Below are 26,548 nucleotides of genomic sequence, written 5' to 3' on the forward strand. Positions count from 1 at the left end.
CACCTTGAGGACAAAAGCTTATATGAGCTTAGATACTTTTCATTTTGATGTCCGGTTAATTTTACTTGCAGCCTGCCCCGTCGATAAGGATGCTGCCATCTGATTTAGTTTGATAAGTAGCGTTATTAAATGCGCAGATGACTTTTAGTATATTATCCAGTTTCTCGCCGTTTAATGAAGTGCCGGTGAAGCGGCAGTTTTTTAATTTTTCATTGGCGAAATTGATCTTTACATTAAAACGCTGTCGCAATTGTGATACAGCATCGGCAAAACTTACATCATCGAAATGTAATTCGCTTTGCCGCCATGCAATTACCAAATTAGCATCTACCGCTCCCTTAATTGCTTCCTCTTTTAACGTATTAAAGCTGATCTGCTGGTTTGGTGTAAGTACGCCCAACAATTTTTCGCCGTTTGCTACGCTCACTTTACCACGGGTTACAGTAATCTCGATGGTATTTTTGCTTTTGTCTTCCCTGATATTGAAAGCTGTGCCCAACACAGTTGTTACCACGTTACCCGTGTGAATGATAAAAGGCTTATGGGCGTCATGCGCAATATCAAAGTAAGCCTCCCCGGAAAGATAAACTTCTCTGACTTTGCTATTAAAAACTTTCGGGTATTTTATTTCTGAGCCAGCATTTACCCACACCTGACTACCATCTGCAAGGGTAATTTCCTTTCTTTGGTTAGCGGGTACTTGAAGTGCTGTAAACTGTACGGGGTGTAAGCGGTTTTGTAAGGCTGGCCATTCTATATATAGAATTGAAAAGATTATCAATACCGCTGCTGCAACGCTTCGCCACAAAAAATGCTTCCGTTGTGGCAATTGTATAACTTTAGCCTCACTTGCATGAATAGAGTTTTTAATGTCCCCAAACACGCCGGAAAGCCATCTGTCTTTACCTGATTGATCCAGACCCTCCCATTCCGTATTGAAGTTGCCGTTCTCTTCCAGCCAGCGTTCTACCAGCGCATTTTCTTCGGTTGAGGTTTCGCCTTTGATATAACGATCCAGTAAGGCTTCGATTTGGTTACGACTCATTTCTATCAGAATTTGACAGTAGTCGTTTGAAATCACGTTTGGTACTATAAGAAAATGAAATAATTTTTTTAGTAAAACAGCTGTAATTTATGAGGTAATGATACACCAGTTTCTGTAGCTATTGCCGCACCCACTTTTTATAGCCAATAATGTGGTGGCCGGGACGAATAAATCGAGCCGATAGTGTCTAGTTCAGATCCTATATATTGACTTTATTGGCGGGCATTATTGGAATACGGTAAAATCTATAACGCGAGCACTATCAATTAATGCAGGCTGATTACCCGCGTAATTTTCCAGGACCCGTTTTCTTTTTTCCAGATGTGCACGAATCGGGAATAGGTGGAGTTAGGCCCGGTGTCATGGATGCTATGGAATCGGTGATAACCCATCTCGACTGCGCCATAGTCTTTGATGGGGTAAACTTCTATACTCCCTTTCAGCAACTCGCGGGTGACCTGCCCGCAAATGTTTTTTTTATAAGCATCCGTAAGTTGCTTTTTAGAGGTCACCAGGCCGCCCTGGTCATGAAAAAACTCCATATCCTCCGATAATAGACTGTCCTGCACATCCATCTTGCAGTGATTGTAACTGTCTTCCCATAAGCTGTCCATCCGAACGATTTCCTGGTAGAGTTCCTTTGATACGGGCTTATAAACAGGATACAGGCTATTTTGCGCTTTTGTACGAAATGCCGAAGCCATGATCAATATCAGCAGCAGACTGAACAGGGCGTTTTTTTTAGTTTTCATATGTATAAGACGCTAAGTTTTCTGGTTTAGTTACAATAATAAACAACGCCGGGTGGCATTAATATTTCAACTTAATTTACAGCAATTTCGCCACTTGATCAATTTTTACAATCATCGCTTGGGTATCTTTTACATTCCCGCTGCACGCGTTTTCGACATATCGCGTGTTGCTGGCTTTTAATAGGAAAAATTGCTGAGATGGGAATCGGGTGCATCAAAAGCTACAAAAATTGGTGCTTGATAAGCTCAAAAACGACAACAGCTCAGGAAAGCAGCCAAATTATTAGAGCGGTAGTGGTAACTACCGCCAGTGATTGACGTAAATGTCTTAATGCAACGGTCAACTGGTTTTTCACAGTTTGTTCCGAAAGTTGCAATTGCTTAGCAATATCAGGGATGCTAAGATTTTCTTCCCGGCTTAATAAGTAGATCTCCTTTACTCTCGGCGATAAATCATCCAGGGATTTTTCGATATTTTGCTGCAATTCTTTTGCCGCTATTTGCTGCTCAATCGTTGTTTCATGAACGATGCTTAATGCGTGTACCATTACGGCGTATTCTTCTCGGGTAACATTTTTCCTGATCTTATCAACGATGCGATAACGTACTAAAGTAAACAGGTATGCTTTTAAATTATTATTAACCTGCAATTGTTTCCTATCCATCCAAAGTTTCACAAACAAGTCGTGGATAATATCTCTTGCATCTTCCAGGCTAAATAATTTGGATGAAGCGAAACCTGCCAACTGCTCTGCATAACGGCCATAAATTTCAGCAAAAGCATGCTCATCACCTTTTTTTAAAAGATCGATCAGCTGCAAATCGGTTAAAATATGATAGGCTCCCATTATTCGTTAAAACGAAAGTACAATCAAACAGACACATTTAAAGTATTGATTGTTACATTTTAGCAATAAATTAAGTATTCGCACACTATCCCATTTTCAACACTTAGGCCCAAAAGCGTAAGGCGGATAAAATGTGAAGGCGAAGCACCGCTAAAAAACAAATTAAACTACTTAGCTTGCATAGCCGTTACTTTTCATTCGCCAGTCGGTAAATTTGCCGGATGCGGTTAAATGGGGTTTATCAATTGAGGGATGGGAAAGGCAGGTGTGTTATAAGGAATTTTACCCGCCGGGTTAAGCGCTTGACTGACTATTATCCCGAATGTCCACACTCGCTATAAACTAGCCAACAAAAAAGCCGCTTTACTTTCGTAAAGCGGCTTTGTAGCCCGTAGGGGAATCGAACCCCTGTTTCTAGAATGAAAATCTAACGTCCTAACCCCTAGACGAACGGGCCTTTTTAAGGCTTTTTCCCAACGATTTTGGATTTGGTAACCCTTATTTTGGGACTGCAAAGATATACGTTTAATGATAAATTAAAAATATTCTTTTAAATTTTTTTAATTTTCTTTTCTGGGCCCGCAAAAGCTTGCATTTGCCGCTATAATTACAGGGTACTGAACAGTCTTTTTTACCCGGGGCAAACAAATACCCGCCATCAGGATTTTATATCTGGCATTTTACCGCTTATCTTTATGCATAAATACATCTTAAATTATGAAAGCAATTTGGAACAACCAGGTGATTGCCGAAAGCAATGACACCATTGTGGTAGAAAACAATCATTATTTCCCCAAAGACAGCGTTACCGCAGCTTATCTTAAGCCATCGGCAACACATACCACCTGCCCCTGGAAAGGCGTGGCATCCTATTACAGCCTGGATGTTGACGGCCTGCACAACCCTGACGCCGCCTGGTACTATCCCGATCCAAAACCGGCAGCCGAAAACATTACGGGCTACGTGGCGTTTTGGAAAGGCGTTAAAGTAACAGCATAACCATGAAACAGTACGATGCAATTATTATAGGTTCCGGGCAGGCGGGAGGCCCTTTGGCTAAAAAACTGGCCGCAGCAGGTAAAAAAACGGCCATCATTGAAAAACGCTGGGTGGGCGGCACCTGCGTAAACGATGGCTGCACGCCTACTAAAACTATGGTTGCATCGGCTAAAATGGCATATCTGGCGGCAAACAGCGGGCCACTGGGCATCAAAATAAAAAATTTTTCGGTTGATATGCCGAAGATTAAAAAGCGGAAGGACGCGATTGTTCACCAATCAAGAGAGGGCGGTCAAAAAGGCCTTGAAAAAACACAGAACCTTGACCTCATTTTTGGCGAAGCAGTATTTACCGGCGACAAAACCATAACAGTAAAAATGAACAGCGGCCGGCAAAAAGAACTTACCGCTGACCTGTTCTTTATTAATACCGGTGCCAAACCTTTTGTACCCGAAATTGAAGGGATTGCAGAGATTGGTTACCTGGATTCAACCTCCATTATGGAGCTTAACCAGGTGCCGGAACATTTACTGGTAATTGGGGGTAATTATATAGGCCTGGAGTTTGGGCAAATGTTCCGCCGGTTTGGAAGCAAGGTTACGGTAATTGAAAAATCCGGCCGGATCGTGTCGCGCGAGGACGATGACATTTCTGAAGAACTCACAAAAATATTGGAAGCGGAGCAAATCACCATCCACACCAATGCCAGTGTTACAAAGTTTAAAAAGAAAGCCGGCGGCAAGATAACCGCTACCGTGAACAAAGGCGGACAGGAAGAAAAAATAAAATGTTCGCACGTGTTAATCGCAGTGGGTCGCACGCCGCAGTCAGCAGCTTTAAACCTGGCTTCCACAGGCGTTAAGGTTGATGAGCAGGGCTTTATTACGGTGAACGATAAGCTGGAGACCAATGTACAGGGAATTTATGCACTGGGCGATGTAAAACCCGGGCCGGCGTTTACCCACATCAGCTACAACGACTATACTATCGTTTATCGAAACCTGATAGAAAAGCAAAAATTAAGTATAAAAGACAGGCTTGTCCCCTATTGCATGTTTACCGATCCGCAACTGGGGAGGATAGGGCTGAGCGAGAACGAAGCAAAAAAACAGGGGATAAAATATAAAGTAGCTAAATTACCCATGGCACATGTTGCCCGCGCCATTGAAACCGGCGACACCCGCGGCTTTATGAAGGCAATTGTTGATCCGGAGACCAAAAAGATCCTGGGTGTTGCTGTATTAGGGCAGGAAGGCGGCGAGATCATGACGGTATTACAAATGGCTATGGCAGGTGGCATTACTTATGACCAGGTACGCTATTTTGTATTTGCACACCCGCTTTATTCAGAATCATTGAACAATCTTTTCCTGGGGATGGAAGACTAACCGCCATTTATGATCAAGGTTGAAAAGCTTAGCAAGCACTTCGGTAAAACCAAAGCCGTAGACGCGATCTCGTTTGAAGTAGCAGAACATGAAAATTTGATTTTACTGGGTACCAGCGGCTGCGGTAAAACCACCACGCTTAAAATGATCAACCGGTTGATTGACCCCTCGGGCGGGAACATTTTCATTAACGGAAAGAATATTTTTGAGCAACAGCCCGAGATTTTGCGGCGCGGCATTGGCTATGTTTTACAGAACAACGGCCTGTTTCCGCATTACACCGTGGCCGAAAATATTGCCATTGTACCCCAGTTGTTAAAGTGGGATAAAAAGCAAACGGAAAAACGCATTACCGAGTTGCTGGAAAAACTACATTTAAATAAGGACTATCTTAATGCTTACCCGAATGAGCTAAGCGGCGGGCAGCAGCAGCGCGTTGGCTTGGCAAGGGCATTGGTAGCCAACCCCGCAGTATTGCTGATGGATGAGCCCTTCGGTGCGCTGGATAACGTTACCCGCGCAAAGATCCATGCAGAGTTTAAGGCCCTGGACGAGTTAAAGCAGAAAACCATTATTATGGTAACCCATGATGTGCAGGAAGCCTTTGAACTGGGCGACCATATCTGTTTGATGGATCAAGGCAAAATAATCCAGGATGGCACGCCTGCAGAGCTATTGTTTAAGCCCAAAAACGATTTTGTAAAGGAATTTTTGAAAGAGCAAAGGCTGCTGCTGGAATTTAAAACAATTACCGTTAAATCACTCTGGCATTTACTTTCAAATGAAGAAATAAAAGGGCAGGGGCCTGGGATACTGGTTAACTACAAAGATGATTTATGGGCGGTTTTGGAAAGGGCTACATTTTTTAATGCTGAACGCTTGAACATGATGAATCTGGAAAACAAGGAAATGAAGACTGTATCTTTTGAAAATTTGACGGCGGCCTTTTATCAATATAAAAAACAGCAGGCCCATGAATGAGCAGCAGCAAACTTTATGGGAGTTTATGCAGCAGCAAAGTGATAAACTGCTCACGCAAACGCTGCAACACATCGGGCTTACCTTTGTGTCGCTGTTTATTGCGGTGATAATTGGTTTGCCGCTTGGTATTTTCATCACCCGTAAAAAGCAGTTTTCGGGAGCTATACTTGGTATTGCAGGTATTTTGCAAACGGTACCAAGCATTGCGTTGTTGGGTTTTATGATCCCCCTGCTGGGCATCGGCGTTAAACCAGCCATCGTGGCTTTATTACTTTATGCTTTGCTGCCCATAATCCGCAATACGTTTACCGGTATTACGGGCGTTGATCCGGCTGTTAAAGAGGCGGCTATGGCCATGGGCATGAGTAAATGGCAGGTGCTTTTTAAAGTTGAACTGCCCCTTTCCATGCCGGTTATATTCGCTGGCATCCGTACGGCTACGGTAATTACAGTAGGCGTAGCTACGCTGGCATCGTATATCGCAGCGGGTGGCCTTGGCGAGTTTATTTTTGGCGGCATTTCTCTCAACAATACCAACATGATATTGGCAGGCGCAATACCTGCCGCTTTGCTGGCTATTTTGTTTGATTTTTTGCTGTCGCGGTTACAAAAACTGAATATCAAAAAACTCAAAACTGCTGCTGCTACTCTCCCACTGCTGCTTATCTTCCTTGCTTCCTTTTACTTCATCCCCTCTGCTTATGGCAGCAAGCTAAAGGCTGGCTTTACCCCCGAATTTATGGGCCGGCAGGATGGTAATCTTGGCCTCGTCAGCAAGTATGGCTTAAAGATCCAAACCCTGGTAATAAACGATGCCGTAATGTACAAAGCGGCTTATGAAAAACAACTGGATGTAATCAGTGGCTACTCTACCGATGGCAGGCTAAAGGCCTACAACCTGGTTGTTTTGGACGATGACAAGTTTATCTTCCCGCCCTATTACGCTGCGCCAATTGTTCGCGACGATGCTTTAAGGAAGTTTCCCGATCTTGAAAAAACGCTCAATTTACTTTCCGGAAAGATAAATGACAGCATAATGACCGCACTTAATTACCGTACTGACTATCTTCACCAAAGCCCTGAGCGGGTAGCCAGAGATTTTTTGACGGCTAATAATCTATATCAGCATGCCCGGAACGCAAAAGGCGGAACGGTGAGGATCGGGTCGAAAATATTTGGCGAGCAGTACATTTTGGCAAGCATCTACAGTATGCTGATTAAGGGCAATACCGATTATGAAACCTCAACTAAAACCGGGTTGGGAGGCACCAAAATTTGTTTTGACGCCTTAACAAATGATCAGATTGATTTTTACCCGGAATACACCGGCACAGGGTTACTGGCCATATTGCAGCCATCGCCAAAAATAATTGATTCGTTAACGCACAGTAAAAGCGAAACCTATAATTATGTGCAAAAAGAGTTCGAAGAAAAATACAGCATTAAATGGCTGAAGCCAATTGGCTTTAATAATGCCTATGCGTTAATGATGAGAAAAAAACAGGCAACTGGGTTGAATATTAAAACAATTTCTAACCTTAAACGATATTTAGATAATAAGTAAACCAATGGATTTAGCCGACTGTTACCTAAAAGTACGCAAACGAACGGAGGAAATTTGCAGCCCTTTACAAACGGAGGACTACGTGGTACAGCCCGTGGTTGATGTTAGCCCCCCTAAATGGCACATTGGCCATGTTACCTGGTTTTTTGAAACCTTTATACTTAAGCCCTATTTTATGGGCTATCAGGAATATAACCCCGACTACAACTACGTATTCAACAGCTATTATGAAACCGTGGGCAACCGCGTTATCCGTACAGACCGGGGCAATTTGAGCAGGCCAACCGTGGCCGAAATTTACCGTTACAGGGAATATGTAGATGAAGCAATGGCAAGCTTTTTATGTGAAGCGCCTTCGGCCGAGGTTAAGGAGCTTTTGATCCTCGGGTTTAACCATGAAGAACAGCACCAGGAACTTTTATATACCGATATCAAATACATTTTGGGCCATAACCCGCTTTTTCCGGCCTATTCAAAAGAATACCTATCGCCCAAAATTGAGCCGGTTGAGAGCGACGGGTTTATAAAACTAAATGAGGGTATTTACGAAGTTGGTTTTAACGGCAGCGGGTTTTGTTTTGATAACGAGCTTAGCCGCCACAAGGTTTACCTTAATGCTTTTGAAATAAGCCCCAACCTGGTTACCAATGCCGAATACCTGGAATTTATAAACGGCGGCGGGTACCATGATTTCCGCCATTGGCATGCCGAGGGATGGGATTGGGTAAAAACAAATAAAGCAGAGGCTCCCCTGTACTGGCATTTGATTGATGAGGAATGGCACCATTACACCTATCACGGGCTGGAGCAACTTATTTTAAAGGAACCTGTTTGCCATATCAGCTATTTTGAGGCATATGCTTACGCGGCATGGAAGGGCTTAAGGCTGCCGACGGAATTTGAGTGGGAAGCCGCCGCACCGCTGTTTAGCTGGGGCAAAGCATGGGAATGGACAGAAAGCTCATACCTCCCTTACCCGGGTTTCTCCAAAGCCCCTGGTGCAATTGGCGAGTACAACGGCAAATTTATGGTTAACCAAAAGGTATTGCGCGGGGCATCGGAGGTTACAACGCCGGGGCACAGCCGTGTAACTTACCGCAACTTTTTTCAAACTAATTTACGATGGCAATTTACCGGCATAAGGCTGGCTAAGTAATACCCAATACCAATGAAGAATATTGACACCACTTTAGCAAAAGCAGAAATGCAGGGACTTTCAAACTGTAGAACCGGCAAATTTTATTACGATGTGATATGTGGACTAAATGCATCGCCTAAGTTTTTAAGCTCGATGTATTTTTATGATGCCAACGGCGATAAGCTTTTCCAGGACCTGATGAACTGCGAAGAGTATTACCCAACCAATTGCGAACTGGAGATCTTCTCTGAAAAAACCGCCGATATCTGCAACGCCATTATAGGATCAGGCGATCCTTTCGACCTGATTGAACTTGGGGCTGGTGACGCCACCAAATCAACCTATTTATTGAAATACCTTTTAGAACAAAAAGCTGATTTTAACTATCTGCCCATTGATATTTCCTCAAATGTAATCTCGTATTTAAATATAACCCTGCCTGTAACCCTGCCCGGCTTAAATATAACCGGCCTTAACGGCGAATATTTTGATATGCTAAAAAAGGCGTCATCAATTTCAGGCAGGCGTAAGGTTATTATGTTCTTAGGCTCGAACATTGGCAATATGCCGGTTGACGCAGCCGAACAGTTTTGCATGGATGTACGAAATCATTTGTCGCCGGGCGATATGCTGCTGATAGGTGTTGACCTTAAGAAGAACCCTAAAACGGTTTTAGCAGCGTATAATGATAAAGAGGGGATTACCAAAAGGTTTAACCTTAATTTACTGGAGCGCATTAACCGCGAGCTGAATGCCAATTTTGATGTTAACCAGTTTGAGCATTACCCTACCTATGATCCTGAAACCGGGGCCTGTAAAAGCTATCTCATCAGCAAGGCTGACCAGGATGTACGGATCAACGGAATGGAAACCATTCATTTTGTAAAAGACGAGTACATCTTTATGGAGATCTCGCAAAAATTCACCGTTCAGCAAATTGACCAAATGGCCATTAAGGCTTCATTTAAACCAATAGCACACTTTTTTGACAGCAAGCATTGGTTTACAGATGCTATTTGGGTAGCACAGTAATAAATATCTGCACATTAAGCCGGCGTTACTTATGCACTACCAGGTGAGCTTAAGCAGGGACACTCCTTGCCTGGGGATCGAAATATCCAACTTAAGGGTACTCTCCCTTGTATTTAGTTTTTGCGGTTCGCCCATGGTTTGTAGTTGCCCGGCCTTTTGCAGCGCTGCTATTTCTACCTCCGTTGGGTTTTGCGGCGAGCCCATCTTTTTCCAGGCTTCGTAGGAATTGCTATGCTCATTATCAATCCGGTAATGTGTCAGTGTAACTGTTTTTGAAGGAATATTATCAATACTTACAGAAATGGCTTCAGCCGGCCCCTGCTGATCATCATCATGGTAATTCCAGATCATTATTGCTGCCGTATGTTTTTCTGCTGATGCCAAAACGCCAATGTCTGTTTGTGCACCGCGAATGCTGGAATCTATCACCGCCTTTAACGGGTACATGCGATTGCTTACTGCTTCAACGCGGTTGCCCCTCATTTTGCCAAACATCCGAAACACGTTTAGCACCGGTTTATCAACGCCATTAGTGGCCAGGTCGCGGAAGCCATAAAACCAGGGCTGATTCTCAAACTCAAACGACCAGGAAACTGCCCCCTTAAAATTAATGCCGTACTCATCTTCCAGCTCATACTTACGTGCAAATGTAGCTGCAGTGTAACTGGAGTACATGGTGCCGTTACGATAGGCATTTGACGGATTGGTAGCCATGCCACAAGCGGCACAACCCTCCGGATCAGACTCGCCGATAATAAGCGGGATGTTTTTGGTTTGAGCATAAGCCGCCGCTATGCGGAAACCTGTTGCTATATCATTCAATTGCGGCGACATGTTCATTTGTACCATACCGTTAATTAACCGGGGCGATCCTTTTGCATGAAAGCTTAAAAGGTCTAAAGGTGCCCCTATTTTGCCGGTTGCATAATTGGTATCAGTTGTGCAGTGTTTAATAAAAGCGTTGAGCCATTGCTGTGCGCCGGTGCTTGAAGTTCCCGCAATATCAATCCCGCCTATTTTAGCTGTGGGTAATGCTCTCTTTACCCCGTCGGCAGCGTAATCATAAAGTTTAAAAAACTCCTGCCGGGTGCCTTTCCAATAACCATTTGGCTCGTTCCATACTTCCCAATACCAGCTTTCCACTTCTTGTTTTCCGTATCGCGCTATGCTATGCTTTACCCAATTATAGATCAGGTCGCCCCATTTTTTATAATCTTTAGGTGGGTAGGCCCAGCCGGTGATAATATCAGAATACGGATCGCCGGGTTTCCAGTGATGCCGGTAAGGCTGCGGATGTGTGGACAACGCCTCGGGCATAAATCCTATTTGTGCAAAAGGCTTCATTCCTCTTTTTATATACGGATCAAAAATGCTGTCAATAATAGCCCAGTTATAAACAGGATTTCCATTAGCATCCTCAGTATAAGCATTGGTCGATCCCCATTTTAAAGCTGCCTTACTATCGCCCGAAACCAGTAAGCTATGCGTCCGCACGTAAACCGGAACCGGGCTCAAAGCCGATAGTTCCGAAAGTAACTTTTTACCATCCTTCATATAGGTATAATTTGGCTCATCATAACCAAACCATGCCCAAACTGGCTTCATGGGTGCTTTTATTTTAGCCAGGTTAACGCTGATCTCTGCTGGCTTGTTAAATGCGCTTTGTGCAGTACCGATAAATGGTGCCGCCAATAGCAAAATCAACATCCATGCGTATTTTATTTTCTCAAACATGTCCGGGGTTTATAAAACTCAGTTCCTGGGTTCACAACAAAGTTGTAATATAGCTAATAATAAGACATTTATTACGCGGATAAAAATCTGAACTTATACAGAATACAGGCCTCCCTTTTTGTGGTGTGGTTTTTTCCAAACAATTATCCGCCACACCAGTTCGGCACTGGCGAGTGCCGTGATTGCGAAAACAGCGGCCCAAACAGCATGCTCCTGTGATGAAAATGCGCCGGCCAGGGCTACAAAATAAACAGTAACCGGCAACAATATCATTAAACAAAGTCCCGGTATACCTAACGGAATTTTAAACGGCCGGTTTGTATCCGGAGCTGCCATACGCAGTTTGATGAGCGAAATATATTCGAGCGAAAGGCCCGCCCCGTAAACGGTAACATCAATAATCAGCAGATCAGCAAAAGGCCATAATATCATAAGGCTAACAATCAGCGAACAAACAATAATTGAAATATAGGGCGTTTGAAATTTCGGATGCAGTTTATTAAGGCGACCGGGCAGCAGATCATCATCAGCCATAACTTTTGGCACGCGCGACACCGAAAGCAGTACCGCCGCATAAATGCCTAAACTGCTTGCCATGCCCCCAAATGCAATTAACCCGCCAAGCCATTTGCCGCTAATTATTTCAGCTACCGCCGGGAACCCTTTATCCGCCAAAACACCATTGCCGATGCCGGTTTGCTGAGCAACCAGCATCACCAGAAAATAAAGTACAATAACCAGCACAAACGCCGAAAAAACAGAAACAAGATATGATTTTACCGGCTTTTCAACTTCTTCGGCATAGGTGGTAACATTATCCCAACCCAGGCAGTTCCACATTACCGTATATAGTGCCATCCCCAGCGATGGAAAAGGAATCCCCTTTAATGACGGCGAAGGGATACTGATGCCACCTGTATGGTGGATAAAAAATAGTGTAAATAAAATAATAAAAGGCGTGAATACAATAGCGCCCAAAAACAACGCTGTTTTACCTACAGGTACAATGCCCAAAATATTCAAACCCGCTGATGCCCACACCACGCATAAGCATATCGGGATACGATAAGCAGCCAGCACCGGGAAAAAGTACGAGGCATAAAGCACGAACAAACCCGGGTAAATGGCAAGGTCAACAAAGGTGTAAAGCCAGGTCCACCAGCCTTCAAAAAAACCCCACCGATTGCCTAAAGCGTACTTTACCCATTTGTAATAGCCGCCCGTAACCGGCATCATGCTATTAAGTTCAAGCACGGTAAAAATTGCAGGCACGTCCCACATTAACGGGGTTATCAAAAGCAGCAGCAGCGCCCCGTGCTCGCCGGCATAACTTATAAGCGGCTCAAGCCCGTAAGGACCTCCGGATACTGTAAAGAAAATTACAGCAGTAAGCTGTACTATCCTGATTTTTTTAAGGGGCGGGGATGTTGGCATAAACTATAAAAATATCACTTATGCCGGTAAATGTTTAATTAGTTTTAAGTTTTTCTTCAAAAATAGTTAATCTCAATATTGTAAAAACAACGCTTTTAAGCTGTTGATAAAAAGAACATTAAAAGAAAATTAACAAAACATTACTTTTTCCCCCTACCCGTTAAAGCCAAAACCTAATTAGTAGTTTTAATTTCTGATTAAGCAAAAGCAATGAGGAGAAAGATATTATTTATCACCGGCTCTATCAACCAAACCTCTCAAATGCACCAGATATCAAAGCACCTTAATGGCTATGATTGCTGGTTTAGCCAGTTGTTCTCCGATGGTACTTTTCTGAAAGCTATTATAAAATATACACCCTTTGCCGATGGAACGGTGTTGAAAGGACAGTTCAGGGCAAAGTCTGAAGAATACCTGCGGTTGCACGGCTTACAAATTGACTACAGCGGTATTAAAAACAAGTATGACCTGGTGGTTTATTGCACCGATATGGTTATGGCCAATAAGTTTAAGCACACCAAAACCATTTGGGTGCAGGAGGGCATGATTGATAAGCGGACCTTTTTAACAGGTGTGGTAAAAGCAATTGGCTTACCCCCCTATTTTACCGGCGATACCTCATTAAATGGTTCGACCAATGCTTGCGACATTTATTGCGTCGCATCCGAAGGATACAAAGAATACTTTAACCAGCACGGTACCGATAGCAAAAAATTAATTGTTACCGGGATTCCTAATTATGACAACCACAGGGAATTTTTAAACAATGATTTTCCCTTTTGTGATTATGTGATGGTGGCAACTACAGATATGCGGGAGACCTACAGGCTTGAGAACAGGCCGAAGTTTATTAAATACGCTGTCCGGATAGCCAAGGGGAGGCGGTTACTTTTTAAACTGCATCCCAATGAAAAGTTTGACCGCGCAACGGCTGAGATCCGCAGATATGCACCCGCCGGCACTTTAATATATCAAAGTGGAAACACCGGCCACATGATAGCTAACTGTACCGAATTAATAACGCAATATTCAACCGTAGTTTACACAGGCATAGCACTTGGCAAAAAGGTATACTCCTACTTTGATGTGGAAGAGTTAAAACGCCTGGCACCTGTTCAAAATGAAGGCCGTTCAGCAAGTAACATAGCGCAGGTATGCAGCAGCTACCTTGAATTTAACGGAAGAAAGGAAGATTTCCTGGCTGAACTTACGCTGACCCCGAAACCTAAAGAACAACTTCTATCGCAATATGCCTGACAAACGCAAAGTATAGCATAAATGGCAAATAAAATATTAATAGTTGTACAGGCCAGGATGTCGTCCAGCCGCCTACCGGGAAAGGTTATGCTGCCTGTTTTAGGCGAAAGTCTGCTATTCCGGATGGTGGAACGTTTAAAAATGATCCGCCATGAAGTACAGCTGGTAATTGCCACTTCCTTAGCCGCAGATGATGATATGATAGCGCAGGAATCATTAAGAATTGGCGTACCGTGTTTCCGCGGCAGCCTTGAAAATTTGCTGGACCGCCATTATAAAGCCGCGTTGTATTTTAATGCGGACCACGTAGTTAAAATCCCCTCCGATTGCCCGCTTATTGACCCCGGTATTATTAACGATGTGCTAACCCATTATTTTGCCAGCCCCGGTCAATTTGATTATGTAAGCAATTTACACCCGGCAACATTTCCGGACGGTAACGATGTAGAAATAATGAGCATGGCCTGTCTTGAAAAAACATGGCGGGAAGCAGGCCGGCTACTGGAACTGGAACATACCACACCTTACATCTGGGAAAATCCCAAAAAGTTCAGCATCGGCAATCTCGTTTGCCGCAAGGGCGATGATCTGTCCATGTCGCACCGGTTTACAATAGACTATGAAGCTGACTATCAATTTATCAAAGCGGTATTTGAGGAATTGTATCCAGTAAACTCAACTTTTTCTTGTGAGGACATTTTAAACCTGCTGGCCGAAAAACCCGGCATCTATCATATCAATGCGCAATATGCCGGTGTAAACTGGTACCGTAATCACCTGAATGAATTGACGACGATATTGCCTGAACAAACCAAACTAACCATTCACTAACTAACTTTTAACTAAAGCAAATGCAAACTGCAACCATGCCTGTTACCCGGCTTGAGGTAACCGCTCTGAAAGTGAGGGAGCATATTATAAAAATGTCAACAAACGGCGGCTGTTTTGTTGGCGCATCGCTATCCGCAGCCGATCTTATCGTTTATCTGTATTCTGAATTCCTTAACATCCATAAACATAACCTGGATGACCCTAACCGCGACTACCTGTTTTTATCAAAAGGCCATGATGTACCCGCATTATACGGCACGTTTGCCGAGCTGGGCCTGTTGGATCCGGATCGCCTTAAAAATCATCTATCGCTGGATGACAATATCTACTGGCACCCAAATACCAACATCCCGGGTATTGAATTTCACTCGGGGTCGTTGGGGCATTTGCCATCGGTAGCAATTGGCGTTGCAATAGACATCAAGATAAAAGGCGGCACCAACAAAGTAGTTTGTATTATGGGCGATGGCGAGTTAAATGAAGGCACCTGCTGGGAAGCTGCATTGGTAGCAAATGCTTATAAATTAGATAACCTGATCTTCGTGATTGACCGAAACCAGTTCCAGGCCAACATGGCTACCGAGGACCTGATCCCGCTGGAGCCGTTACACGATAAATTTACAGCTTTTGGTGCGGCAGTGAAACGGATAAACGGCCACGATTTTGAGGCGCTGCACGAAGCGTTCTCGGCCTACCCCTTTCAACCAGGCAAACTTAATGTTGTAATTGCCGATACCATCCGCGGTAAAGGCCTGCCAAGTATTGAACGCCGGGCCGACAGGTGGTTCTGCAATTTCAACACTGCCGAAGTGGACGACCTGCTTAAGGAACTGCACGGCGAACACTTAACGCAACTGATATCAGAAACATTAATGGTAAGGTAAAAATGACCTACGAAGAATTATTAACAGAGATAGCTTTATCAGACGATCGCTTTATAGTAATGACAGCCGAGAACCGCGCGCTGGTAAGAAATATTCCGTCTAAATTGGGAAGCCGGTTTATTGATACCGGCATTACCGAGCAAACAATGATAGGCGCAGCCGCGGGGCTTGCCCTGCGCGGCCGGATCCCGGTGGTGCATGCGCTGGCCTCATTTTTATCTATGCGGGCATTTGAGTTTATCCGTACAGACGCAGGCATCCCCAACCTGCCGGTTAAGCTGAGCAGCTTTATCCCGGGCTTTTTATCGGACGGGAACGGACCAACCCACCAGGCACTTGAGGACATTGCACTGATGCGGGGAATCCCTAACATGACAGTTTTTGCCCCTGCAGACGAAGATGACCTGGTGAAAATGCTGCCACAGATCTGGAGTCACCCCAATCCAGCGTATGTCCGCATCAATACCCGCAAAACTAATTATATCCATACTCCTTTTGAATTGGGTAAGGCCGAAATAATTTCAACGGGGCATGACATTACCTTGTTAACCTACGGGTTGCTGTTTGAGCAGGCGCTTTTAGCTGTTGACATCCTAAAAAAAGAAGGACTGTCCGTTGGCCTGGTGAATTTGCGCAGCCTGAAACCGATAGATGAACGGACGATACTTGATGTTACCCGCAACAGCCGTTTAACAGTTACACTGGAAGATCATTTTTTAACCGGTGGCCTATACAGCATAGTAGCAGAGGTGTTACTGAAACACAGTCTTACCGCCAATATTTTGCCCTTTGCTCTAAACGAAAGATGGTTTAAGCCTGCCTTACTTCCCAACGTCCTGGAACATGAAGGGTTTACCGGTAAACAGATAGCCGAAAGGATACTGGGATACAAAACATTTCACCGGCAGCCAGAAACAACAATGCAGCAATTTGCTGAATAAAAAAGAACGACACACCATGCCGAACACTATAAAATTCAACCCCGATTATCCCGAAATATCCAAATCAAACGATTGGTATGAGCGCGCGCTCAAAGTGCAGAAACCGGTTACACAAACTCTGGCAAAGGGCCCGGGCCAGTTTACCAACGGCATTGCCCCTAAATACTTACAAAGGGGGCAAGGCTCGCACGTTTGGGACGTTGACGGGAATGAATATATTGATTTTAACGCTGCAATAGGCCCCGTATCTTTAGGATATGCCTATCCTGCTGTTGATGAAGCCATAAAAAAACAATTAGCTGACGGGATCACCTTCTCGTTAATGCACCCATTGGAGGTTGAACTTTCCGAATTGATTCAACAGGTTATTCCCAACGCCGAAGCGGTAAAAATATCCAAAACAGGAGCCGACGTTTGCTCGGCAGCCATCAGGGTTGCCCGTGCATTTACAGGCCGCGACAAAGTGTTTTGCTGTGGTTACCACGGCTGGCACGACTGGTATATCGGCATTACCAGCAGGAACGCCGGCATCCCGGAAGCCATCCAGAACATGACCTATACCTTTCAGTATAATGATATTGATGCTATAAAAGCTGCACTTGATGAAAGCGTTGCTGCGCTGATACTGGAGCCATTTATTTTTGAAGCGCCCAAACCCGGCTTTTTAAATGAGCTTGCCGAAGTATGCAAAGCCAACGGCACGCTGCTGATTTTTGATGAGATGTGGACCGGGTTCAGGATAGCCATAGGCGGTGCGCAAGAATATTTTGGTGTTAAGGCCGATCTTGCTGTTTACTCAAAGGCCTGTGCCAACGGCATGCCTATTGCTTTGCTAACCGGCCGGGCCGATGTGATGGAACTGTTTAATTCGGACGTATTCAGTTACACCACGTTTGGCGGCGAGGCACTATCAATGGCCGCCTGTATTGCAACCATCAATGAGCTTCGCGATAAGGATGTACCCCGATACCTTGATGAAAAAGGTGCTTTGATAAAGGATGGCTATAATCGCATAGCTATTGAAACTGGCATGGACATTTACACCCGTTGTATTGGCTACAACTGCCGTTCAATGGTAACCTTTACGCCCGAAGCAGGCAACGGCTTGGAGGTTAAAACACTAATGCAGCAGGAAATGATAAAACGCGGTGTTTTGTGGGCCGGGTTTCACAACATGTGTTACAGCCATAGCGATGAAGATATAGTCTATATCCTTTCGGCTTACCGGGATGTGATGCCAATTATGAAAGCAGCGATACGTAGCGGCAACGTTAAACAATATTTAAAAGGCGGGGTGCTGGAAGCTGTTTTTAGAAAAATAGATAATTACAATATTAAGCCTAAGATAGTATAGTTAAAACCTATGAAGCTATTTTCACTTGAAAATAAAACGGCAATTGTTACGGGAGCCCTGGGCCTGTTGGGAAAAAAACATTGTGAAGCGCTGGCCCGTGCCGGCGCAAATGTGGTAGTTGCCGACCTGGATGAGAGCGGCGCAGAAAGTTTTGCCGAAATCCTTGGCGAAAAACATGGTGGCTTAAGAATTGACGTAACCAGCGAAAGATCATTAAAAATAGCGCGCGATAAAATAGTAACAAGGTACGGATCAATAGACATATTGGTAAACAATGCCGCTATAAATGATATGTTCGAAAACCCGGGGATGGCAAAAGAGCTTTCGGCTTTTGAAAATTACCCGCTTGATGCCTTTAAGAAATCGCTTGATGTAAACATTACCGGCGTTTTCCTGGCCTCGCAGGTTTTTGGAACGGTAATGGCCGGGCAGGAAAGCGGCAGCATCATCAACATCGCCTCAACCTATGGCCTGGTGGGGCCTGATCAATCTATTTATCGCAATGAGTGCGGCGAACAAACTTTCTATAAGTCGCCGGTTTACCCGGTTACCAAAGGCGCCGTAGTAAATTTTACCCGGTTTTTAGCGGCCTATTGGGGCAATAAAGGCATAAGGGTAAACACCCTTTCACCGGGTGGGGTTGAGAATGGCCAGAACGAATTTTTTATCCAAAATTATTCTGCCAAAACTTTATTGGGGCGCATGGCAGGCCCTGCCGACTACCAGGGTGCGCTGGTTTTTTTAGCCAGTGATGCATCAGCCTATATGACGGGCGCAAACCTTATTGTTGACGGCGGCTGGACAGCTATTTAAACTCAAAGCGAAATGAATATGTTAAACGAAAACCCTCCACGAATCAGCATCGTGTATTAAACCTGCTACCCTGGTTAAGGCATTCATAACATGACACTATTACAAACCACAACAACCATACTCATCTGCTGGATAATATTCATCATAGCGTGGGAACGGATTTCGCCCTACCGAAAAGGCTTACCGTTTTTTAGGGATGGTTTTTGGGTGGACCTGGTTTGGTATACCATTATCCAGAGCTACGTACTAAAAATTGTGATATTTGATTACATCATTTATCCCATTCAGCATCATATCTCCTGGCATGGATTTCAATTCTTTAAAGAATGGTCAGTAACTGAGCAGGTGCTGTTTTTCCTGGTAACGCACGATCTGTATATTTATCTTTTTCATCGTTTGCAGCATGCCAGCAAAATACTCTGGCGCACGCATGAGGCCCATCATTCAGGTAAAGAGGTTGATTTTTTAGCAGGGTCACGTTCACACGCTTTTGAAATCATCATAAACCAAACTATAGAATTTGCCCCTATTATTATTCTTGGTGCTGATCCGGCCGTGATTCCTATCAAGGCCATGCTGGATGCCATGTTCGGCATGTTTATACACGCCAACGTCAACATAAAATTGGGAAAAATAAAATACATTTTTAACTCGCCCGAACTCCATCTATGGCACCATGCCAATTATCGCGAGGTATTTCACGCTAACTTTTCAACCAAATTTGCTCTTTGGGACCACCTTTTCGGCACCTTGTACGATCCCGGTTTTAAGCCAGGTAACGCGCCTGAGAATTGGGGCTTATACTATGATTATCCAAAAGACTATTTTTTTCAGCACGCTTTTTCGGTAAAGCGCTTTGATGAACAACGGCTGTTGAAATATAAATGGTTCAGGCATTATTATGAGCTGAGGCTGAACGTTGTCCAACGCCTAAAAAGGCTTTTTAAATTAAATAAAAGTGGGGGCGTGTTGAACACACGAACGAAAAATAACCAGCCTGCTGAATTAACAAATACCAATACAGGTAAAAACCTGGTATCATATAACAAATAAATCAAATGCTATTGCCCTGGATCTATTTACTATTAGCAGCAACCTGCGAAACCGCCTGGACATTTTGTTTAAAGTTCATGAAATTCAGCGACCTTAAGACATTGCGCTTTATTAATTTTTACCGGTGGGATGGTGGCTTGCCGGTATTACTTCCTTTTATGGGTTATATTATATTCGGCATAGCCAATATCTACCTGTTTTCCATGGCTATAAAACAGATCCAGACGGCCACTGCCTTTGCGGTATGGACCGCCATTACTTTGATCTTTATAAAAATCGCAGAACTGGCTTTCTTCAATCAGCGCACCTCATGGGCAGAGGTCTTTTTCATGATGCTGATAATGGCCGGAATTATTGGTTTAAAGATCTTTGCCGTGCAGCCTGAATAAAAAGATTTGCGAAGTACGCCATACTTCGCAAATCTTTTCATGCCGGGGCTACTAATTATGATTACTGTAATGCCAGTTCACTTTATCGCCCGGCTTTTTAACAAACTTTTTCAATACCTGCTGGTGAAGCGCCTCCGGTTGCGTTACACCATCAACCTCAAGCGTCTCGTTGCTGATGTTGATATCAAAATTGTCCTTATCCTTAATTACGCCGGCTTTAATAAGCTCATCTGTGATTTTCGTGAATGAGGCTGGCTTTATCGGCGGCAGAGGAGCAACAGGGGGCGTCGGAGGAAGGGCATTAAGCGCGCCAACAGGAGCTGGCCTTGCCGGGCTTGCTGGTGGGGCGGGGGGTACAGGCATGTCGTTTTCGCTCCGTTCAGCCATTTCATGTGCGGGTGGGGCAGGTGGTGCCGGCGGCGTCATAGCTGTAACAGCGGCAGCACGTTCATGGGCAGCCGGTGGTGCAGGGGGGGCGGGGGCTACAGCAGCAACTGCCCTGAATTCCTTTAACAGCCCGTTTATTTTATCTTTATTTTCAACTAAGGATGCTGCCTGCCTGTTAACATACAGAGACGTCGGTTTTCCTTGTTCCGTAAAAATCTGGTACAGGATGCCTTTTCTTTTGAAAAGGTAAACCGCCTGCGTTTTTCCGTTCCTGCTGTCTACCGTTCTTAGGGTAGTACCGTCCTCATAATCAGCCGGGTTATAGAGCCTGCCCTTGAGAGATACGGTTGTATCAATTTGAGATATTGCTGTGTTTTGATAATTAATCCGGCTGTTAACAACGGTTGTTCTTTTAACCGGATTTACTTCGATCTTATTTTTTGCCGAAAAGGCTACCGTGAGCAGCCCGGCTGTTACCATGCCTATGGTAAGCACTGTTTTTTCCATGATGTTTAATGATTGATTGTGATTATTTACCATCCTTTTAACCCTGTTCAGCAACTTGCTTTTGTCGCGCGCCAAAGCCATGCTTAAACCGGGTGCCGCCAGTTGGTACTCCTGGCAGCTTAAAAGCGCCTGTATATAGCCGGATTTACTGCCGGCTTGTTTCAGCGCTATATCATCGCAGCAGTTTTCGCGCTCGGCTTTAATAAGCTGCGAGATCCACATAACTGCGGGGTTAAAAAAGAATATGATCTCCAAAAGGCTCTGCAACAGGTTTACCAGGTAATCCCTGCGCCGGATGTGTGCAAGTTCATGCACCAATATTGCCTCCACTTCATCTGTGCTCAAAGCATTGATAAAGCCTACGGGGATAAGGATAAGCGGCTTTAAATGCCCTATTACCATTGGCGTTTTTGCCAGCCCTGATTCTAGCATCCGGATTACCTGCCGTATTTTAAGAGAAGCCGACAGCTGCTGCAGCCTGTTTTCCCAGTAGCTGCTTACCGCATTAATTTTGCTGTGCTTAAGGCAATACACCTCGCGGATGCCTACCGCCAGTTTAACACTTTTGGCACAAATAATTAAAAACCATATTAAAACAATGGTACTGCAATTGGCATTTAAGTACCCAGTAAGCAGGTTGGCTACATTTTGCTTATCTATAATGCTAACAGCTGCAGTTACTTGTAAATTACCGGGCATATTAAACATAGTATTACCACCATTATAAACCGCATTACCCCTTTGCAGGGGCTGCAACTGTTGTAGAAAAGTAAATAGCATGGCACCGGTAAACAAAAAAAGCGCTGCAATAAGCAGGTTGTAGCGCAATGCCGAAGTGAGCTTTTTGGTAAAAACAATGATGAGGCCACCGGCTACGGCAAGTACAAGCCCCTGCCACAACGATTGAATTAGCGTGTTGCCCAGCGCTTTTACCAGGTGATCGCTTAATAAACTGCTTGTTATAGTTTCCATAGTGGTTAAATTAAAACCCCGGGTTATTGATCTTTATCTAATTTATTCAGCAATTCTTTTATTGCTTTTATATCCTCTTTCGAGGCCTGGTTATTTCCCAGTAACTGCATTACCAGGCTGCCGGCAGATCCCCTGTACATGGTATCTACAAATTTGTTCAGCAGGTGGCTTTTTGTCTTTTGTTCTTCCTCTGCTACGTGATAAATGTGTTTCATCTGGCTTTCATCACGTTTCAATATTTCTTTCTCCGCCATAATCTGCATCAGCTTGAGGGTGGAAGTGTAGTTAACATCTTTTTGCTCATTAAGCCGGTCGTTCACAAATCTTACTGTTGAGGGGCCGTGTTCCCAAAGCACCTGCAATATCTCCAGCTCCGATTTTGTAGGATCGAATTTGCGCCCGTTTTTATCTTTTTCGGAATTCATTATACAAACCTAGGAATATTTTCGTACGAAACAATAGGCATCTTAATATTTTTTAAAAAAATTTTGGCTTTGGAGAATGGGATCGTTAACCTGTGTTTATCGATTGTTTTTAGACGTTTAACTAAAGAGTTCCAGACCGTGGGTCATCTTGTACTCCTTAAGATACAAAAGTCAAACACTTTTATGGTTGATTCACATTGTGCGGCAGATGCGGATCATTTTTTAAAAAAAGCCAGTATTTTTAGGGTGCCCTTTAGCAAAGCTACCGTAATTAAACCGGCAACCAGCCCTATCATGAGCTCCCTGACCGTTGATGGCAAGCCCGGCAATAAATGATGTAAATATTCGATGTTATGAGCGAAAATACCACCCGAAACCAGGATCAAAGCGATTGTTCCAACAACGCTTAATAGCTTAATAATAACCGGCAATGATTTAACCAGTAAAACACCCACTGCTGAAAAGAAGCCTTTGTTGTTTGAGCGCTTAATCAAATGGTAGCCGGCATCGTCCATCCTTACAATCAATGCAACGATGCCATAAACGCCTATTGTTGCCAGGACAGCAACAACCGAAACGGTTATTCCCTGTATCAGCAGACTCTTCCCTGTTACGGACCCCAGCGCAATAATTACGATCTCTATTGACAGAATGAAGTCGGTTGTTATAGCCGATCTGATTTTTGTTTTTTCGGCACCCGTGTCGTTTTGTTCGCTTTCGTTAATTACCGGGTGTACAGCTTTTGAACGATGAAAAAGGTATTCAATTATTTTTTCAACTCCCTCATAAGCCAGATAGAAGCCTCCTAGTACCAGGGCGATTTTAACGGCCAAAGGGAAAAATACGCTTAATAATAAAGCGACAGGAACAATAATGAGCTTATTAAGTAATGAGCCTTTTGTAATGGCCCACAAGACAGGCAATTCACGCGATGATAAAAAACCGGTAGCTTTTTCTGCGTTCACCGCTAAATCGTCGCCCAAGATACCTGTAGTCTTACCCGCCGCAACTTTTGTTGTCACCGCGACATCGTCCATCAAAGCGCTGATATCGTCTAAAATCGCAAAAAAACCTGATGCCATGTTTATTTTTATTGCAGGCTGTAAAATATAAATTAAACCTGGTTTTGTGCTATAATTTATGCAATCTGGTAACTTTTGAGCCTAATAAAGAAAAACCCCGCAGCATAAATGCTGCAGGGTCGTTCAGTTATATAGTTTAGTTTATTATTTGTTCCTCCATTCGTTAATAGCAACCTGGGGGGTTAGGGCAGTATTTGTTTTTTCGGTAACCAGGGCATTAGCAAGTTTAAATGAAACAGTCTTTTCAATATTTGCTGATGATGTGCCTATCTTAACCTTATACTCTCCGGCATCGGCTATCCACGCCGATTTAGCGGTATAAAATGAAGCCAGGTCTCCTGCATTTAAAGTAAACACCATAAACTGTGACTGTCCCGGAGCCAATAATGCCGTCTTGGCAAATGCCTTTAACTCCTGCTCGGGCTTATCAATGTTTTTATGCGGAGCGCTCAGGTAAAGCTGTACCACCTCTTTACCGGCAACATCGCCGGTGTTGGTTACCGTTACCTTTACTGATATTTTTCCTTTAAAATCAGCCGAACTAACAGCAACGTCGCTCAGTTTAAATTTGGTGTAGGATAAGCCGTAACCAAATTCATAGGCAGGTTTAATTTTATAGGAGTCGAAATAGCGATAGCCAACGTAGATGCCTTCATCATAAGTAACCTGCTCCGGCTTTTTCTCCGGTGTACCCGGAAAGTTTTTAGCCGTTGGTTCATCTTTATAATCCATAGCAAAAGTTGTTGCCAGCCTGCCTGACGGATTAACTTTACCGCTCAACAGATCGGCAATGGCGTTACCACCTTCAAGGCCGGGCTGCCAGGCCAGTAAAATGCCGTCAACACTATCGCGCCAGCTGGCCACTTCAATAACACCGCCAATGTTTAACACAACCACAACCTTTTTGCCTTTATCGTGAAAAGCTTTGCTTATGGCGGCTATCATCGCCTTTTCGCCCGCAGTCAGGTAATAATCATCTTCCACCTTGCGGTCGGCTCCTTCGCCGGCATTCCTGCCAATAGTGATAATGGCTTCATCAGCACCATCTGCTTCCTTTGCAAGCAACCCATTCACATCCATTTCAGGAATTGGAGGCGGCAACATAAAAAAGTTGCGTGGCTTTGGTTGTTTTGCTTTGGCGTCGGCAATATAATCGGTATACGTTTTTGCCAGCTCTTCCTGTACCTTAAAACCGGCATTGCTTAATCCCTGTACCAGAGGCACAGTATAGGCTTTGTTTACGTCGCCGCTTCCTGACCCGCCCGCTATTAATTTGTACGAGGTATTACCAAATACAGCAACCCTCTTGTTTATTGCAAGCGGTAATACATTGTCATCATTTTTCAGCAATACCATGCCTTCTGCAGCTGCCATACGGGCCACTTTTGCATGCGCCGCCAGGTCGGGCTTATCAGAATATTTATAGCCTTTAAATGTTGGTGATTTTAAAATGATCTTTAACATCCGCTCCACATTGGCATCCAGTTGTGCCATGCTCAGCTTGCCGCTTTTTACAGCAGCAACAATTGCGTCTGACTGATCAGGATTACCCGGCATCAGTAAATCATTTCCGGCATTCATCTGGGCTACGGCATCTTTACCGCCAAACCAATCTGTCATCACAAAGCCTTTAAAGCCCCATTCGTTCTTCAGAATAGTGGTCAAGAGGTCGCGGCGCTCAGAGGTATAAGTACCGTTCAGTTTATTGTATGATGACATAACCGTCCATGGCTGCGAAGCTTTAACGGCCAGCTCAAAGCCACGCAAATAGATCTCGCGCATAGCCCGTTCGCTCACAATGGCGTTGATACTGTTGCGCTGGGTTTCCTGGTTATTGGCTGCATAATGTTTAATTGATGTGCCTACGCCATTGCTCTGGATGCCTCTTACTATAGCGGCTGTCATGCTGCCTGCTACCAGCGGATCTTCAGAATAATATTCAAAATTACGGCCACCCAGCGGATTGCGGTGAATGTTTAATGCTGGTGCAAGTAATATATCAACACCATACTCGCGCACTTCGTTGCCAAAAGCCACGCCAACTTTTTTAACCATCGCCGTATCCCACGTTGATGCCAATAAGGTTGCAACAGGAAATGCCGTAGCATAGTAAGTACTGGAGTCATTCGGGCGCTTAGGTTCAATCCTTAACCCCGCGGGGCCGTCAGAAACAGTGATAGACGGGATGCCAAGTCGGGCAATTGCATGCGTTCTGCCTGCCGCACCCGGAACTTTTTCAGGGATATTATAAGCATCAGGATCTGAAGGGGGCAATTTAAACCCGCCGATGTCAATAGCCTTTGGTTTTTCACCTTTAACAGGCGGCGGCATACCCGGCATTTTAAAGCCCATACCCACTACCAGTTTTGATTTTTCTTGCAGGGTCATGGCATTTATTACTTGTTTAAGGGTGCTTTTACCTAATTGCGGAAGGGCTTTTTTTGCGCTTTGCTGTGCCCCCGCCGTTAATTGAAACAGGCTGAACAATGCAAGCAGCGGAACTGCTTTGTAATTTATCTTCATCATATTTAATTGGTTTAACACTGGTTATGCAGCGCACAATTACATTGTGTCACTAATACACAATGGTAAATATTATTATTGATATTAACAACATTAACAGACCGATATATTAAAAATACAGACAGAGAGGTAATTTTATACTATGTAAAGGCATTGTTCAGTGAACGCTCCTGCAATCCTTGTGTAATACTTACGGCATTTGTTTTACCATAAAA

Annotated in this window: 23 protein-coding genes and 1 tRNA gene; 14 read left to right on the top strand and 10 right to left on the bottom strand. The window is 44.1% G+C overall.

From position 1 onward, the window contains the following. Window positions 1-61: 61 nt before the first annotated feature. The 4 genes from MuYL_RS00720 to MuYL_RS00735 all read right to left on the bottom strand — a co-directional run bounded on the left by MuYL_RS00720 (window position 62) and on the right by MuYL_RS00735 (window position 3,102). Window positions 62-1,045, bottom strand: coding sequence for a FecR domain-containing protein (locus MuYL_RS00720; protein ID WP_094568699.1), 984 nt, complete (start codon window positions 1,043-1,045; stop codon window positions 62-64). A 266-nt stretch (window positions 1,046-1,311) separates the two neighbouring features. Then, window positions 1,312-1,797: a nuclear transport factor 2 family protein gene (locus tag MuYL_RS00725; protein WP_094568700.1), complete on the bottom strand. Its 486-nt coding sequence runs from the start codon at window positions 1,795-1,797 to the stop codon at window positions 1,312-1,314. A gap of 263 nt (window positions 1,798-2,060) precedes the next feature. After that, window positions 2,061-2,645 (bottom strand): RNA polymerase sigma factor, encoded by a 585-nt coding sequence (locus MuYL_RS00730; protein ID WP_094568701.1) that lies wholly within the window; start codon window positions 2,643-2,645, stop codon window positions 2,061-2,063. A gap of 385 nt (window positions 2,646-3,030) precedes the next feature. Continuing rightward, window positions 3,031-3,102: transfer RNA gene (locus MuYL_RS00735), tRNA-Glu, on the bottom strand. Window positions 3,103-3,362: 260 nt separating this feature from the next. Here MuYL_RS00735 and MuYL_RS00740 point away from each other — a divergent pair. The 6 genes from MuYL_RS00740 to MuYL_RS00765 are packed head-to-tail and all read left to right on the top strand — an operon-like array spanning window position 3,363 to window position 9,747. Continuing rightward, the gene (locus MuYL_RS00740) at window positions 3,363-3,644 is read left to right on the top strand and encodes a DUF427 domain-containing protein (RefSeq protein WP_094568702.1); all 282 of its coding nucleotides are present in this window, start codon (window positions 3,363-3,365) and stop codon (window positions 3,642-3,644) included. Window positions 3,645-3,646: 2 nt separating this feature from the next. After that, window positions 3,647-5,032 (top strand): mercuric reductase, encoded by a 1,386-nt coding sequence (locus tag MuYL_RS00745; protein WP_094568703.1) that lies wholly within the window; start codon window positions 3,647-3,649, stop codon window positions 5,030-5,032. Window positions 5,033-5,041: 9 nt separating this feature from the next. Further along, window positions 5,042-6,013 carry an ABC transporter ATP-binding protein gene (locus MuYL_RS00750; RefSeq protein WP_094568704.1) on the top strand — a complete coding sequence of 324 codons (972 nt, stop codon included), beginning with the start codon at window positions 5,042-5,044 and terminating at the stop codon, window positions 6,011-6,013. Next, window positions 6,006-7,577 carry an ABC transporter permease/substrate-binding protein gene (locus MuYL_RS00755; RefSeq protein ID WP_094568705.1) on the top strand — a complete coding sequence of 524 codons (1,572 nt, stop codon included), beginning with the start codon at window positions 6,006-6,008 and terminating at the stop codon, window positions 7,575-7,577. Before MuYL_RS00750 ends, MuYL_RS00755 begins: the two co-directional genes overlap by 8 nt. A 4-nt stretch (window positions 7,578-7,581) precedes the next feature. After that, a complete protein-coding gene (egtB, locus tag MuYL_RS00760) occupies window positions 7,582-8,733 on the top strand; it encodes an ergothioneine biosynthesis protein EgtB (protein WP_094568706.1) in 1,152 nt (383 codons plus the stop codon). A gap of 12 nt (window positions 8,734-8,745) precedes the next feature. Beyond that, a complete protein-coding gene (locus MuYL_RS00765) occupies window positions 8,746-9,747 on the top strand; it encodes an L-histidine N(alpha)-methyltransferase (protein ID WP_094568707.1) in 1,002 nt (333 codons plus the stop codon). A 36-nt stretch (window positions 9,748-9,783) separates the two neighbouring features. Here the strand turns inward: MuYL_RS00765 and MuYL_RS00770 are convergent, their stop codons facing one another. Together MuYL_RS00770 and MuYL_RS00775 are read right to left on the bottom strand one after the other, a co-directional pair. Further along, window positions 9,784-11,481, bottom strand: coding sequence for a GH39 family glycosyl hydrolase (locus MuYL_RS00770; protein WP_094568708.1), 1,698 nt, complete (start codon window positions 11,479-11,481; stop codon window positions 9,784-9,786). Window positions 11,482-11,574: 93 nt separating this feature from the next. Next, complete coding sequence (locus tag MuYL_RS00775) at window positions 11,575-12,915, bottom strand: APC family permease (protein ID WP_094568709.1); 1,341 nt, start codon at window positions 12,913-12,915, stop codon at window positions 11,575-11,577. A 261-nt stretch (window positions 12,916-13,176) separates the two neighbouring features. Here MuYL_RS00775 and MuYL_RS00780 point away from each other — a divergent pair, with 261 nt between their 5' ends. The 8 genes from MuYL_RS00780 (at window position 13,177) to MuYL_RS00815 (ending at window position 20,437) form a co-directional block, all read left to right on the top strand. Then, on the top strand, window positions 13,177-14,172 hold the full coding sequence (locus MuYL_RS00780; protein ID WP_245845726.1) for a hypothetical protein: 996 nt from the start codon (window positions 13,177-13,179) through the stop codon (window positions 14,170-14,172). A 21-nt stretch (window positions 14,173-14,193) separates the two neighbouring features. Beyond that, entirely contained in the window at window positions 14,194-15,003 is an 810-nt protein-coding gene (locus MuYL_RS00785) for a cytidylyltransferase domain-containing protein (RefSeq protein WP_094568711.1), read from the top strand. A gap of 20 nt (window positions 15,004-15,023) precedes the next feature. Further along, window positions 15,024-15,887, top strand: coding sequence for a transketolase (locus MuYL_RS00790; RefSeq protein WP_094568712.1), 864 nt, complete (start codon window positions 15,024-15,026; stop codon window positions 15,885-15,887). Window positions 15,888-15,889: 2 nt separating this feature from the next. Further along, a complete protein-coding gene (locus tag MuYL_RS00795; protein WP_094568713.1) occupies window positions 15,890-16,828 on the top strand; it encodes a transketolase family protein in 939 nt (312 codons plus the stop codon). Between the two features lie 16 nt (window positions 16,829-16,844). Further along, window positions 16,845-18,182: an aminotransferase class III-fold pyridoxal phosphate-dependent enzyme gene (locus MuYL_RS00800; protein ID WP_094568714.1), complete on the top strand. Its 1,338-nt coding sequence runs from the start codon at window positions 16,845-16,847 to the stop codon at window positions 18,180-18,182. 9 nt (window positions 18,183-18,191) lie between these two features. Beyond that, window positions 18,192-18,995: an SDR family oxidoreductase gene (locus MuYL_RS00805; protein WP_094568715.1), complete on the top strand. Its 804-nt coding sequence runs from the start codon at window positions 18,192-18,194 to the stop codon at window positions 18,993-18,995. A 90-nt stretch (window positions 18,996-19,085) separates the two neighbouring features. Further along, a complete protein-coding gene (locus tag MuYL_RS00810) occupies window positions 19,086-20,048 on the top strand; it encodes a sterol desaturase family protein (RefSeq protein ID WP_094568716.1) in 963 nt (320 codons plus the stop codon). A 5-nt stretch (window positions 20,049-20,053) separates the two neighbouring features. Continuing rightward, the gene (locus MuYL_RS00815) at window positions 20,054-20,437 is read left to right on the top strand and encodes a DMT family transporter (RefSeq protein WP_094568717.1); all 384 of its coding nucleotides are present in this window, start codon (window positions 20,054-20,056) and stop codon (window positions 20,435-20,437) included. Between the two features lie 51 nt (window positions 20,438-20,488). Here MuYL_RS00815 and MuYL_RS00820 read toward each other — a convergent pair whose 3' ends face one another. The 4 genes from MuYL_RS00820 to MuYL_RS00835 all read right to left on the bottom strand — a co-directional run bounded on the left by MuYL_RS00820 (window position 20,489) and on the right by MuYL_RS00835 (window position 26,336). Then, on the bottom strand, window positions 20,489-22,303 hold the full coding sequence (locus MuYL_RS00820; protein WP_094568718.1) for a M56 family metallopeptidase: 1,815 nt from the start codon (window positions 22,301-22,303) through the stop codon (window positions 20,489-20,491). A 23-nt stretch (window positions 22,304-22,326) separates the two neighbouring features. Continuing rightward, window positions 22,327-22,728 (bottom strand): BlaI/MecI/CopY family transcriptional regulator, encoded by a 402-nt coding sequence (locus MuYL_RS00825; RefSeq protein ID WP_094568719.1) that lies wholly within the window; start codon window positions 22,726-22,728, stop codon window positions 22,327-22,329. Window positions 22,729-22,943: 215 nt separating this feature from the next. Next, complete coding sequence (locus MuYL_RS00830) at window positions 22,944-23,810, bottom strand: DUF808 domain-containing protein (RefSeq protein WP_094568720.1); 867 nt, start codon at window positions 23,808-23,810, stop codon at window positions 22,944-22,946. 144 nt (window positions 23,811-23,954) lie between these two features. Then, on the bottom strand, window positions 23,955-26,336 hold the full coding sequence (locus MuYL_RS00835; RefSeq protein ID WP_211710211.1) for a glycoside hydrolase family 3 C-terminal domain-containing protein: 2,382 nt from the start codon (window positions 26,334-26,336) through the stop codon (window positions 23,955-23,957). Window positions 26,337-26,548 lie beyond the last annotated feature (212 nt).

Origin of the sequence: Mucilaginibacter xinganensis (genome assembly GCF_002257585.1) — a bacterium.
Taxonomy (GTDB): Bacteria; Bacteroidota; Bacteroidia; order Sphingobacteriales; family Sphingobacteriaceae; genus Mucilaginibacter; species Mucilaginibacter xinganensis.

Bases quoted from the DNA above. Each gene is read 5' to 3' on its own strand.
- MuYL_RS00765 (WP_094568707.1), top strand. From the start codon at position 8,746: ATGAAGAATATTGACACCACTTTAGCAAAAGCAGAAATGCAGGGACTT.
- MuYL_RS00780 (WP_245845726.1), top strand. From the start codon at position 13,177: ATGCACCAGATATCAAAGCACCTTAATGGCTATGATTGCTGGTTTAGC.
- MuYL_RS00825 (WP_094568719.1), bottom strand. From the start codon at position 22,728: ATGAATTCCGAAAAAGATAAAAACGGGCGCAAATTCGATCCTACAAAA.
- MuYL_RS00755 (WP_094568705.1), top strand. From the start codon at position 6,006: ATGAATGAGCAGCAGCAAACTTTATGGGAGTTTATGCAGCAGCAAAGT.
- MuYL_RS00725 (WP_094568700.1), bottom strand. From the start codon at position 1,797: ATGAAAACTAAAAAAAACGCCCTGTTCAGTCTGCTGCTGATATTGATC.
- MuYL_RS00820 (WP_094568718.1), bottom strand. From the start codon at position 22,303: ATGGAAACTATAACAAGCAGTTTATTAAGCGATCACCTGGTAAAAGCG.
- MuYL_RS00810 (WP_094568716.1), top strand. From the start codon at position 19,086: ATGACACTATTACAAACCACAACAACCATACTCATCTGCTGGATAATA.
- MuYL_RS00720 (WP_094568699.1), bottom strand. From the start codon at position 1,045: ATGAGTCGTAACCAAATCGAAGCCTTACTGGATCGTTATATCAAAGGC.
- MuYL_RS00745 (WP_094568703.1), top strand. From the start codon at position 3,647: ATGAAACAGTACGATGCAATTATTATAGGTTCCGGGCAGGCGGGAGGC.
- MuYL_RS00800 (WP_094568714.1), top strand. From the start codon at position 16,845: ATGCCGAACACTATAAAATTCAACCCCGATTATCCCGAAATATCCAAA.
- MuYL_RS00795 (WP_094568713.1), top strand. From the start codon at position 15,890: ATGACCTACGAAGAATTATTAACAGAGATAGCTTTATCAGACGATCGC.
- MuYL_RS00775 (WP_094568709.1), bottom strand. From the start codon at position 12,915: ATGCCAACATCCCCGCCCCTTAAAAAAATCAGGATAGTACAGCTTACT.
- MuYL_RS00790 (WP_094568712.1), top strand. From the start codon at position 15,024: ATGCAAACTGCAACCATGCCTGTTACCCGGCTTGAGGTAACCGCTCTG.
- MuYL_RS00815 (WP_094568717.1), top strand. From the start codon at position 20,054: ATGCTATTGCCCTGGATCTATTTACTATTAGCAGCAACCTGCGAAACC.
- MuYL_RS00830 (WP_094568720.1), bottom strand. From the start codon at position 23,810: ATGGCATCAGGTTTTTTTGCGATTTTAGACGATATCAGCGCTTTGATG.
- MuYL_RS00750 (WP_094568704.1), top strand. From the start codon at position 5,042: ATGATCAAGGTTGAAAAGCTTAGCAAGCACTTCGGTAAAACCAAAGCC.
- MuYL_RS00785 (WP_094568711.1), top strand. From the start codon at position 14,194: ATGGCAAATAAAATATTAATAGTTGTACAGGCCAGGATGTCGTCCAGC.
- MuYL_RS00835 (WP_211710211.1), bottom strand. From the start codon at position 26,336: ATGATGAAGATAAATTACAAAGCAGTTCCGCTGCTTGCATTGTTCAGC.
- egtB (WP_094568706.1), top strand. From the start codon at position 7,582: ATGGATTTAGCCGACTGTTACCTAAAAGTACGCAAACGAACGGAGGAA.
- MuYL_RS00770 (WP_094568708.1), bottom strand. From the start codon at position 11,481: ATGTTTGAGAAAATAAAATACGCATGGATGTTGATTTTGCTATTGGCG.
- MuYL_RS00805 (WP_094568715.1), top strand. From the start codon at position 18,192: ATGAAGCTATTTTCACTTGAAAATAAAACGGCAATTGTTACGGGAGCC.
- MuYL_RS00740 (WP_094568702.1), top strand. From the start codon at position 3,363: ATGAAAGCAATTTGGAACAACCAGGTGATTGCCGAAAGCAATGACACC.
- MuYL_RS00730 (WP_094568701.1), bottom strand. From the start codon at position 2,645: ATGGGAGCCTATCATATTTTAACCGATTTGCAGCTGATCGATCTTTTA.